General features: G+C 40.8%; 13 protein-coding genes. 4 read left to right on the forward strand and 9 right to left on the reverse strand.

Annotated elements, in window-relative coordinates; genetic code table 11:
* Window positions 1–34: 34 nt before the first annotated feature.
* The 3 genes from cysD (at window position 35) to KFB94_00550 (ending at window position 2,640) form a co-directional block, all read left to right on the forward strand.
* Window positions 35–961 carry a sulfate adenylyltransferase subunit CysD gene (gene cysD / locus KFB94_00540; GenBank protein QVL45654.1) on the forward strand — a complete coding sequence of 309 codons (927 nt, stop codon included), beginning with the start codon at window positions 35–37 and terminating at the stop codon, window positions 959–961.
* Window positions 962–1,029: 68 nt separating this feature from the next.
* The gene (locus KFB94_00545; GenBank protein QVL46502.1) at window positions 1,030–2,268 is read left to right on the forward strand and encodes a sulfate adenylyltransferase; all 1,239 of its coding nucleotides are present in this window, start codon (window positions 1,030–1,032) and stop codon (window positions 2,266–2,268) included.
* A 48-nt stretch (window positions 2,269–2,316) separates the two neighbouring features.
* Window positions 2,317–2,640 (forward strand): ferredoxin family protein, encoded by a 324-nt coding sequence (locus tag KFB94_00550; GenBank protein QVL45655.1) that lies wholly within the window; start codon window positions 2,317–2,319, stop codon window positions 2,638–2,640.
* Window positions 2,641–2,708: 68 nt separating this feature from the next.
* On the opposite strand, the gene KFB94_00555 is transcribed toward KFB94_00550, so the two are convergent.
* Window positions 2,709–3,947: an outer membrane protein transport protein gene (locus KFB94_00555; GenBank protein ID QVL45656.1), complete on the reverse strand. Its 1,239-nt coding sequence runs from the start codon at window positions 3,945–3,947 to the stop codon at window positions 2,709–2,711.
* Between the two features lie 292 nt (window positions 3,948–4,239).
* Between KFB94_00555 and KFB94_00560 the strand changes: the two genes are divergently transcribed.
* On the forward strand, window positions 4,240–4,737 hold the full coding sequence (locus tag KFB94_00560) for a M48 family metallopeptidase (protein QVL45657.1): 498 nt from the start codon (window positions 4,240–4,242) through the stop codon (window positions 4,735–4,737).
* A 4-nt stretch (window positions 4,738–4,741) separates the two neighbouring features.
* On the opposite strand, the gene KFB94_00565 is transcribed toward KFB94_00560, so the two are convergent.
* The 8 genes from KFB94_00565 to KFB94_00600 form a co-directional block, all read right to left on the reverse strand.
* Window positions 4,742–5,935 carry a multidrug effflux MFS transporter gene (locus KFB94_00565; GenBank protein ID QVL46503.1) on the reverse strand — a complete coding sequence of 398 codons (1,194 nt, stop codon included), beginning with the start codon at window positions 5,933–5,935 and terminating at the stop codon, window positions 4,742–4,744.
* 61 nt (window positions 5,936–5,996) lie between these two features.
* Window positions 5,997–7,226, reverse strand: a complete 1,230-nt coding sequence (gene pqqE / locus KFB94_00570; GenBank protein ID QVL45658.1) for a pyrroloquinoline quinone biosynthesis protein PqqE — start codon at window positions 7,224–7,226, stop codon at window positions 5,997–5,999.
* Between the two features lie 17 nt (window positions 7,227–7,243).
* On the reverse strand, window positions 7,244–7,528 hold the full coding sequence (gene pqqD / locus KFB94_00575; GenBank protein ID QVL45659.1) for a pyrroloquinoline quinone biosynthesis peptide chaperone PqqD: 285 nt from the start codon (window positions 7,526–7,528) through the stop codon (window positions 7,244–7,246).
* Between the two features lie 15 nt (window positions 7,529–7,543).
* Window positions 7,544–8,305 carry a pyrroloquinoline-quinone synthase PqqC gene (pqqC, locus tag KFB94_00580; protein QVL45660.1) on the reverse strand — a complete coding sequence of 254 codons (762 nt, stop codon included), beginning with the start codon at window positions 8,303–8,305 and terminating at the stop codon, window positions 7,544–7,546.
* An 11-nt stretch (window positions 8,306–8,316) separates the two neighbouring features.
* Complete coding sequence (pqqB, locus tag KFB94_00585) at window positions 8,317–9,231, reverse strand: pyrroloquinoline quinone biosynthesis protein PqqB (protein QVL45661.1); 915 nt, start codon at window positions 9,229–9,231, stop codon at window positions 8,317–8,319.
* 68 nt (window positions 9,232–9,299) lie between these two features.
* On the reverse strand, window positions 9,300–9,371 hold the full coding sequence (gene pqqA, locus KFB94_00590) for a pyrroloquinoline quinone precursor peptide PqqA (protein ID QVL46504.1): 72 nt from the start codon (window positions 9,369–9,371) through the stop codon (window positions 9,300–9,302).
* A gap of 178 nt (window positions 9,372–9,549) precedes the next feature.
* Window positions 9,550–10,632, reverse strand: a complete 1,083-nt coding sequence (locus KFB94_00595) for a 3-deoxy-7-phosphoheptulonate synthase (GenBank protein QVL45662.1) — start codon at window positions 10,630–10,632, stop codon at window positions 9,550–9,552.
* On the reverse strand, window positions 10,625–11,734 hold the full coding sequence (locus KFB94_00600; protein ID QVL45663.1) for a histidinol-phosphate transaminase: 1,110 nt from the start codon (window positions 11,732–11,734) through the stop codon (window positions 10,625–10,627). The genes KFB94_00595 and KFB94_00600 overlap by 8 nt, the downstream gene beginning before the upstream one ends.
* Window positions 11,735–11,742 lie beyond the last annotated feature (8 nt).

Genomic DNA, 11,742 nt, shown 5'->3' on the forward strand with positions numbered 1-11,742 from the left:
TAAATTAAATATATACAATAAAATATTGAATAATATGACTAAAAAAACATTATCTCATTTAGATTGGCTAGAAGCTGAAGCCATTCATATCTTGCGTGAAGTGGCAGGTCAATGCAGTAATCCTGTGCTTCTATTCTCTGGTGGCAAAGATTCACTTTGTATTGTGCGTTTAGCAGAAAAAGCGTTTAGACCAGGCCGCTTTCCCTTCCCTTTAATGCATATTGATACCGGTCACAATTACCAAGAAGTGATTGATTTTCGCGACCGCCGCGTAGCAGAAATTGGCGAAAGATTGATTGTGCGCTCATTAGAAGATTCGATGGCACGCGGCACAATAGTGCTCAAGCACCCAGATGAGCCACGTAATAAACATCAATCAGTGACTTTATTAGAAGCCATTGAGGAATTTGGATTTGATTGCTGCATTGGTGGCGCAAGGCGTGATGAAGAAAAAGCGAGAGCCAAAGAGCGCATCATGAGTTTTCGTGATGAGTTTGGTCAATGGGATCCGAAAAATCAGCGTCCTGAACTATGGAATTTATACAATGCACGCTCACATAAGGGCGAAAATATCCGTGCTTTTCCCATTTCCAATTGGACCGAGATGGATGTATGGCAATATATTGAACGCGAACAATTAGAATTGCCCAGCATTTACTTTGCGCATCAACGTGATGTGATTCTCCGCAATGGCGACATTATTCCAGCTAATGTGCCACTGGCAAGTGGAGAAATCATTAACAAACCTAAAGCTGGCGAACAAATTGTTAGCAAACAAGTGCGCTTTAGAACGGTTGGCGATATTACATGTACTGCTCCCGTTTATTCTGATGCCGATACTACTGCGAAAATTGTGATTGAAACCGCTACAACCACGATTACTGAACGCGGGGCAACGCGTTTGGATGACCAAACCTCTGATGCCTCTATGGAGCTACGTAAGAAAGAGGGTTATTTCTAATGACTACAATACACCAAGATAACAACCAAGCAGATACCATGCAGCACAACGACTCTTTATTACGGTTTATGACATGTGGTAGTGTGGATGACGGAAAAAGCACCCTGATTGGGCGTTTGCTATTTGATAGCAAAACCATCCTTGCCGACACCATGACCAATATTTCTAACACCTCTAAAAAACGTGGTATGGCGGCAGTTGACTTGTCATTACTCACCGATGGCTTACAAGCAGAACGTGAGCAAGGCATTACGATTGATGTCGCCTATCGTTATTTTAGTACTGGCACACGTAAATATATCATCGCCGATGCGCCTGGGCATGAACAATATACGCGTAATATGGTGACAGCAGCATCGACAGCAAACCTTGCGATTATTTTGATTGATGCCCGCAGAGGTGTATTAACGCAAACACGTCGCCATAGCTACTTAGCCCATTTGGTTGGTATTCCGCATATTGTGGTTGCTGTTAATAAAATGGATTTGGTTGATTACAGTCAAGACGTTTATGACAAGATTTGTGCAGACTATACCCAGTTTGCAAAAGAAATTGGCTTGGCTGGTGCACGTGATATTCGCTTTATTCCGATGTCAGCACTCAATGGAGATATGCTGGTTGATCGTTTGGATAATATGTCTTGGTATCAGGGTGAAACGCTATTAGAAATGCTAGAAAAAGCACCTGCCGCACACACTGAACAATCCGAACAGTTCCGTTTCCCTGTGCAATTTGTTTGTCGTCCGCATGCAAGTGCCGATGCCGATTTACATGATTTTAGAGGCTTTATGGGCAGGATAGAATCTGGTGAAATTGCAGTCGGTGATGCAGTGACTGTATTGCCAAATGGCTATCAATCAACTGTAAAAGCAATTCAGCTTGGCGATAAGCAACTACAAAGCGCGATCACTGAACAAAGTATTACATTGCTATTAGAAGATGAAATTGATACTTCTCGTGGCGATATGATTGTAAAAAGCAATGAAGCAACAGAGCCCGTCAAGCAAATTGAAGCATTTGTATGCTGGCTGGGCGAAACGCCACTGTCTACAGCGCGTACTTATATCGTGCGCCATACAACACGTGAGTCGAAAGCTAAAATTGGTGCGATTCATTATAAAGTGGATGTGAATACATTAGAAGAACAGCAAACCAATGATTTAAAAATGAATGATATTGCCCGTTTAAGCTTCAAACTTGCACAACCATTAATGATAGACAGCTATAAAACCAATCGTGCCACTGGCGCGTTTATTGTGATTGATGAAAGTACGAATAGCACGGTTGGTGCAGGCATGATTGTATAAAGCGAAAATTAGATTAAAATGACAAAAGATTAACAAAAGGAATGAAAAATGACGTATGTAGTCACCGAAAATTGTATTCAATGTAAATATACTGATTGTGTAGATGTTTGCCCTGTCGACTGTTTTGTAGAAGGCCCAAATTTCTTAGCGATTAATCCTGATGACTGTATTGATTGCACACTGTGTGTTGCAGAGTGCCCAGCAGAGGCAATTTTCGCTGAAGATGATGTGCCAGCAGATCAACAGCATTTTATTGAGTTAAATGCCCGCCTGGCTAAGACTTGGCCCATTATTTCTGCGCGCAAAGAGCCATTAGAAGATGCAGATGCGATGAATGGCGTACCAGGAAAATTAGATTTGCTAATTGAGTAATACATAATAGTCATTAAAAAAAGAGACATTGCGTCTCTTTTTTTATTTAGAATCGTGCGATTAAACGATTAAAAAAGATGCGTATATTGCAAACTCAGTATATCGACACTTCCTTGAAACTCACCAATTAGCCTTCCATTGCCGCTATCTAATTGATTATTATCAATTCGGGCATTACGCATAAACAAATGTGCATAACCAATATCCATTGTTGATGCTGGCGATAGTTGCCAGCCTGCACCTAAAGTCAACCATGTCCTATCATTAGCTGGCGTACGAGCCGAACGAAATGCATCACTGTTTGCTTCTTCATCATAAGCTAATCCAGCACGTAATTTAACAGTGTCGCTATAGCGATAATTAACACCCATAGCATAGCGTAGCGTATTTTCCCAGTTTTCTGGCGTCACCGACAAAGTCGATCCGTTATCTCTCAAAATGCGCAACGCTTGAAAACGGCTCCATCGGGTCCATGTTATATCTGCCATCACGTCCCATTTAGCATTGATGTGACTAAATATACTTGCTGACAAAGTCTCGGGCAAATCAATGTTTGCAATGACGTTGCCATCAGCAGCAGCGCCTGCATTAGGAACAAGTGCGGGTCGTATAAAGCTTGCTTTACCTTCAAGCTTTTGTTTCACATTCGAGCGATAAGCAAATCCAATACGGGTGTCTGTTGTTGCTTGATAAATTGCGCCCAAATTAAAACCAAAACCCCAGTCATCACCCTCAACCTTCACATTTCCTTCACCCGCAAGACCAAAATTAACGGATCGCGTCAATGTTGCTTCCGCACGCATTGCAGAAAGACCTAATCCGAAAGAAAGCTGATCATTCACTTTAAAAGCAATGGAAGGATTGATATTAACCGTTTTAAGCTCTGATTTATTGGCCTGAAAACGCCCTATCCAATGATCATCATATTCCGTTGTAAGCCCAAATGGCACACTCACACCAAGGCCTAGTTTAATAGCAGGTGTTAGCTCGGTCATGATATAAAAGTTTGGTATCAATGCCAAACTACCTGCATTAGGGCCTTGATCGCCTGTTGCACCCAATGAACCTTTATCATGAAACGCTATACTAGGGTTAATCAGATGTATGGCACCCACCATTTGAGTGCCGTCTATATAAGTCATACCTGCCGGATTAAAAAAGATAGTGCTTGCATCTTCTGCCTCAGCTGCTGCGCCAGCGTAGGCATTTCCCATTCCGCTGGCATTTTGCGTCATTAAGGCAAACCCTCCCGCCTGAGCGTTGGTGCTAGTGATGAATACAAGCCAAAGTAATTTATTTTTTATCATATGCATCCTGCACGTATTACTTGAAATTGAAGTGATTACATTAACGAAAAAATAGAATTGCGATACTATGGGTAATCATTTGGTTAAATCCTACTGATTTTTATCGCATTAGTACAGTATTAATGGTTTTAAATATTGATAGTGTTGTAGCGCCGAAAAGTCAGAATAGAAGCGAGCTTTGCTGATACTATCTTTTAATATTTGATAATGATATTGTGCGCTTGTCGTCGCTTTAGAAACAGTTGATGACATCACGCTGATTGCTTATTTTTTTTATTTGATTATTTTTATCATGTCAGAATTTCATTATATCCAACACTACTCTTTAGCATTACAAGAACAAGTTCGACAGCTTCAAGCACAAAATAAACTTGAGGACTATTTTGATTCTCGTTATCCGCGATCACATGCTATTCAAACAAGCAAAGCGCTATTTGTGTATTGCAATGACATTAAACAACGTTATATGCGTAATGTCTCTGCACTGGCTAAGGTAACTTATGATAGCCGTTTAACCATGCAGCAACATGCATTTGGCTTAAATACGTCTATTTCTCGTGTACAAGGTGGGAAACTGACAACCAAAAAAGAAATTCGTATCTCTGATTTATTCAAAAAGATGCCAGAAGCATTTTTGCGGATGATCGTGGTGCATGAACTGGCGCACATGAAAGAGCGGGATCACAACAAAGCCTTTTATCAATTATGTGAACATATGGAACCAAACTACCATCAACTTGAATTTGATTGTCGTGTTTATTTGAGCTGGCAAGCAATGACTGACGTTTAATCAGCTATTTCAAATGGCTTTTTTGCCACAAGCGAGTCATTGTAATAACAGATAAACCAACTAACACATACCCTAACATTGCCATCGCTAATCCTGATGGTGCATACCAAACAAATGGCACAACTATGCCAGCTGAAACAGTCGATAACAACATTTGCATAAACGCCTGCCCTGAAGAGGCTGTCCCGCGAATCTTAGCATGCCTATCCAATGCTGCTAGCGAAAGAATAGGCATACATACCGCCATTCCGATGTTATACAGTGCAATTGGTACAATATTTATAACAGAACTAGCTGACTGGGTGAGGCAAAGAATAACATTGAGCAAAGCAATAGAGATCATCCACGCATATGCTAATTTCACAACCCTATCTGATGGCCACTCGCCCGCTAGACGTTTAGCTAAGTATGATCCAGCAATCATACCAATCACAGTAGGAATAAATAGATAGCCATATTGTTGTGGTGATAAATGTAGATGCTTGGTTAAAAAAACTGGGCTTGCTAATACGTATAGAAAGAAGCCTGAAAAATTGGCACCTATTGCAATGATCAGCTTCATGTACTCTCTATCGCTAAAGATAATCTTGTAACTCGCTATTATGTTGTTTACAGAAAGTGTCAATCGCTTTTCTGGTGGCATCGTTTCAGGCAAAAATTTCACAGCTGCCCACAAACTAAAACTTGCATAAATAGCGAGAAATATAAAAATAAACTGCCAGTTTATCCCCAATAAAATCCCGCCAATAATGGGTGCTACTGCAGGGGCAATACCAAATAGCATTTGCACTGTAGCCATGACACGTTGCGCCTGCGGACCTTCAAACAAGTCTCTTACCATTGCGCGCGCAACGGTGTTCCCTGCCCCGCCACTTACCCCCTGCATGGCTCTAAAAAACCATAGTGTCTCAACATTAGGCGCCAATGCACAGCCAATGCTAGCCAATACAAAAATACCTAACCCCCATTTAATGGTGGTAATCCGTCCAATGGCATCTGATATTGCACCATGCCATAAAGTCATGGCCGCATAGGGTAGCAAATAAAAAGTCAGACTTTGTTGAATTTGCAAGTCAGTGGCACCAAGCGCCTCGCCTATGACATGAAAAGCGGGCAAATAGGTGTCAATTGCAAAAGGAGCCAATGCTGCCAGTGCCGCGAGTGCATAAGCTAAAAATATTGAGTGTGCTTTCAAAATAACTTCTTTTAGTATGAAAAAAGGCGCAGTTTCTGCGCCTTTGATTATAACGTTTTAATGTTTAAGGTAGCGCATGAAAATCTTCAACACGCTCTTTGTCGCCAGCCACATATTTCTTAGAGTTTTTATCCGTTCTAAAGATAATAGGTTGCTCAGATAACACTGGATTTTTTGAATCCTCAATCGCTTTTTCTATCAGATAATGATTGGGTGAAAGCGAACAAACAGGATCTGCACTTTCTGCATCACCAGAAAGTAAAAACGCCTGACAACGACAACCGCCTAAATCATTCTCTTTTTCTGGGCAACTACGGCATGGCTCTTTCATCCAATCATCACCACGATACTTATTAAATGCAGGACTTTCCTTCCAGGCATATTCCAAGCCTTGATCGCGAACGTTTGGAAATTCCATATTAGGCAATACGCGAGCAGAATGGCAAGGCAATACGTCACCATTTGCAGTGACAATCATGAAAACTTCGCCCCAGCCATTCATACATTTTTTGGGTCTATCGCCAAAATAATCTGGCACCACAAAAAATATTTTCATCTTACTGCCAGCTTTTTCTCTAAATTCGTTGGTAATTCTTTCTGCCTCTTCCACTTGCTCTTTAAGCGGCATGAGTTGACTACGATTAACCAAAGACCAACCATAATATTGGGTGTTTGCCAACTCAATATAATCTGCACCCAAGGCCTCAGCCATTTCCAAAATTTCTTTCATGTGGCCAATGTTATAACGGTGTATCACTACATTCAATACCATCGGATATCCATGATTTTTAATCATAGCAGCCACTTTTTTCTTGAGCTCAAAGGTTTTCGTATTAGTAATAAAGTTATTAATTTCTTCGGTAATATCATGCATAGAAAGCTGGATATGATCCAAACCACCCTCTTTAAATGCCTGAATCCGTTTTTCAGTTAACCCAACGCCTGAGGTAATTAAGTTGCTGTAATAACCGAGTTTTTTCGCCTCAATCACAATATCTTCGATATCATCGCGCAATAACGGCTCGCCACCTGAAATACCTAATTGAATAGCGCCCATTTTTCTGGCATCACGCAAGGCTTTTATCCACTGTTCAGTAGAAAGCTCATTTTGTGTATGCTTATCATAATCGGTAGGGTTATAACAGAATGCACAATGCAAAGGACAACGGTATGTGACTTCTGCAAGTAGCCATAATGGTTGTGTTTGCGTAATATTGGCAGCCACACCATTGTTTTTAGCTTGTGCTTGCACTGTTTTTTGTACCGCTGATTCACCTAATGAATTTTGTGTCATGTGTTACTCCTAAGTCCTTAGTTAACTTGACGTAACCAAGCTTTACCTACTGCCATGTCAAACATCCCAATGATGTCTGCCTCGATATTTTCTGCATCTGGAAATGCCGCTTTTAATTCACTGACAATCTCACCAACTGTTGCTTTTCCATTAACACGCTTAATTACTTCTCCAGCACCGCCATGTAATTTCACCATACCTTCTGGAAATAAAATGACATAACTATTTTGTGCTTCTTCCCACTGAAAGCGGTGATGCAAAGCAATGTCATAAATGTCAGTATGTTTAATATTGTTTTCCATCAATTTGCTTTTCTTTTAATTAAAATGAATGACAGGCTGACGATTATAGGCGCGTCCTTCTGTCGTTATCGTTGTAGATGCCAACATAATTGAGTCTGCAATAACCCACAGAACATTCAACTTAAACTGCAAAATTTCTAACGCTCTCAATTGCATTTCACGAGAAGTACTAAAGTAATTCAGCGTCACATCCAAACCCTGCTCTACATCACGACGAGCTTCTGTTAACCGTTTTTTAAAGTAGATTAAACCCGTTTCATCTATCCATGGATACATACTAGGCCATGAACTGATACGCTGCTGATGAATATGCGGTGCAAACAACTCAGTCAAGCTAGAACAAATACTTTCTTGCCATGGACGTTGTTTAGCAAAATTGATGTAGGCATCTACTGCAAAACGCACACCAGGACTTACCATCTCTAAACTAGTCACTTGCTCGCGTGTCAATCCTACGGCTTTACCCAGTTCAATCCACGCTTCAATGCCACCCATTGCACCATCGATACCATCATGGTCGGTAATACGCACAATCCATTGTTTACGCACTTCAACATCTGGGCAATTTGATAATATTGCGCCATCTTTCATTGGAATGGCAATTTGATAATAAAAACGATTAGCCACCCAGCTTTGCAATTGCTCTTTCGTGAGTTTGCCTTCATACATCATCACATGAAAAGGATGATAAATATGATAGCCTCTGCCTTTTTCACGCAGCTTCTCTTCAAACTCTTCACGTGACCAAGGTTGTAGGTTGTTGTTAGTTTCAGTCATTGTTGATTCTCCTAAAGTGTAATGTCCATACCGTCGTAAGCTAATTCAATGCCTGCTGCATTTAATGTTGCTCGCTGCGGTGAATCTTCATTCAGAATCGGATTGGTGTTATTGATATGAATCAAAATTTTTCTTGGTTTTTGCATAGCATTTAAAATACTCATAATGCCGCCGTCACTAGATTGATCTAGGTGACCCATTTCGCTGGCGCGCTTATTACTTATGCCTTCTTTAGACATTTCATCATCGGTCCAAACAGTGCCATCTACTAAAATACAATCTGCGTTACGCATATAATCCAACACATGCGGTTCAGCTACGCCCAAGCCGGGCGCATAAAATAGACTTTTACCTGTGCGCGTATCTTTAATCAGCATACCGATATTGTCACCAGGCACAGTATTGTCTCGATGTGGTGAATAAGGTGGCGCATTACTCAGCAATGGTACAGCAGTAAACTCAATACCTTCGGCAGTTGGAATGGTGAATATGGATTGATCCGTCGCAATTTCGTGATTATTAATCCCCCGGAAATGCCCCAAAATATTAAAAACAGGGAATCCAGTTGTTAAGTCTTCTTTAACAGCATCCGTACAATAGATATCCCAAGGCTTATTATGTTCACGTAGCGTTAATAAACCAGTCACATGATCGATTTGTGCATCTGTTATCACAATCGCTGTAATCGCAGTGTCACGCACCATGCGGGCGGGTTGAAAACCTGGAAAACTGTCGAGTTGTTTCTTGATATCTGGTGAAGCATTAAATAATATCCAATCAGTACCGTTGGCACTAACTGCAATGGATGATTGTGTGCGTGGCGAAGCTTTGATTGTGCCGGCGCGAACACCTTTACAGTTCTCGCAATTACAATTCCACTGAGGAAATCCACCACCAGCGCCTGAGCCTAATACGTGTATATACATTGGTTTCTTTGACTAATAAAATTAAAAACAAAAAAGACCGCCTCACTTCACGGTCTTTAGAAAATAGATTACTTATTCATTACATACATCGTAACTTCAAAGCCAAAACGCATTTCTGTTACTACGGGTGTTGTCCACATCATCATATCCTTGTCATCATCAAAATTAACTAAGTTGTTAATATGAGGCTTATCTTAACCATTGGTTCTCAATCATCCATGCAAGCTACAATGAGTTCGTGCTAGTGATTTTCATGATGCTTTGACAAGCGATTAATCTAGACAAAAAGCTGATAAAGCACACCTTATCAATGTGCCATTATGCTTGACGACGCTGCCGAACTGCATCAGCGAGTTGCAATAAAATATGCTCAGTATCTTCCCAGCCTAAGCATGCATCAGTAATGGATTGGCCATAAACAAGCTCGCAACCAGGCGTGTGTACTTGTTTACCTGGTTTTAGATGCGACTCTAACATGACACCAGCTATGCGTTGTTCTCCATTGATCATTTGGTTTGAAATATTGGCTGCTACATTGATTTGTTGCGCGTATTGTTTCTGACTATTGGCATGACTGCAATCAACCATAATTTTAGGCAATAGCCCTGCTTCTTTTAGTTGATTTCCAACTGTATCAATATCCTGCGCCTCATAATTGGGTACTTTTCCTCCGCGCAAAATAATATGACAATCATCATTACCGGATGTCACAATAATGGCAGATTCGCCTTCTTTAGTCACCGATAAGAATCGATGCGGGCTACTCGCTGTTTTAATTGCATCAATTGCAACGCCTACACCGCCATCAGTGCCATTCTTAAAACCAACTGGGCAGGATAAGCCAGATGCCAACTCTCTGTGCACTTGTGATTCAGTTGTGCGCGCACCAATGGCACCCCAGCTAACTAAATCAGCGGTATATTGTGGCGTTATTGTGTCTAAAAACTCCATACCCGCTGGCATTCCAAGCTCATTGACATCTAATAAAAACTGGCGGGCTTTTTCTAAGCCTAAGTTAATATCATAACTACCATCTAAATGTGGGTCATTGATTAAGCCTTTCCAGCCGACTGTTGTTCTTGGCTTTTCAAAATACACCCGCATCACGATTAGCAAATCATCTGATAAATGTTGGCGAACCGCTAATAGTCGACGCGCATACTCTAAGCCTGCTTTGGTATCGTGAATAGAACAAGGACCAACAACCACCAAAAGACGATCATCTTCACCATGTAATACACGATGAATAGCCGTGCGTGTTGCTAAAATATTCTCTGTACTAACGTCACTCTCTTTTAGCTTCTCAATGATTTCAGCTGGTTTAATTAAAGGTTTGATTTCAATAATGCGAACATCATCTGTTGCCAGCTTCTCAAGTTTTTGTTTCTCGTATTCAGTCATTGTCTTTTACAATTAATGCTAGCGTTTCTAAAAAACGCTGGTTCTCAGAAAATAGCCCTATACTAACGCGTAAATAATCAGGCATTTCATAATTGGCGATGGGACGCACAATGATGCCGCGTTCCAATAATTGCTGATTAACTGCTGCCGCATTGTTAACAGAAAAACTAATAAAGTTAGCATAAGAATCAATACGTTTTAAGCCCAATTGATCAAGGCCTTTTGTTAATTGCAACATCCCTGCTTGATTGGCCGCATAGCTTTTCATGACAAAGTCATCATCGTCTAACGAAGCAACTGCCGCCGCTTGTGCAAGTGAATTCACATTAAATGGTTGGCGCACGCGGTTTAAAATATCAGCGATATCGGCATGCATTAAACCAAAGCCAACACGCAAGCCAGCCAAACCATAAGCTTTAGAAAATGTGCGTGAAATAAGAAGATTATCAAACTCGGCTAACCAACTAATCGCTTCGGATTTATGATCTGCCGACAAATATTCATCATAAGCTTCATCCAACACAACCAAAACATTGCTAGGCACTTGCTGTAAAAATCTTTTTAAGACGGTTTTTTCAATGAGTGTGCCTGTTGGATTGTTTGGGTTGGCAATAAAAATTAAGCGCGTTTTTGGTGTAATGGCGGTTAAAAAAGCATCTAAATCATGTCCAAATGCTTTTGCTGGGACAACAACACCTGTCGCACCAACTGCCTGTGTCACCAATGCATAAACAGCAAAAGCGTGTTGTGAATAGATAGCCTCATCACCTACTTGTAAAAACGCACGAGCCGATAACTCTAAAATATCATTCGACCCATTGCCAAACACAATTTGTGCTGGCCTAACATTAAATTTTTGACTAACTGCTTCACGCAACAAAAACCCATTACCATCGGGGTAACGTGCAATATCAAGTATTGCATCGTCAATTGCTGCCTGTGCTTTAGGGCTCATACCCAAAGGATTTTCATTGGATGCCAATTTCACGATGTCCGCTTCATCAATACCAAATTGACGCGCAATTTCGGAAATAGGTTTACCGCCTTGATAAGGCGCTATAGCACGGATATAAGATGGTGCAAGATTAGATGATTTGCTCATATATATTT

Source organism: Methylophilaceae bacterium (assembly GCA_018398995.1).
Lineage (GTDB): Bacteria > Pseudomonadota > Gammaproteobacteria > Burkholderiales > Methylophilaceae.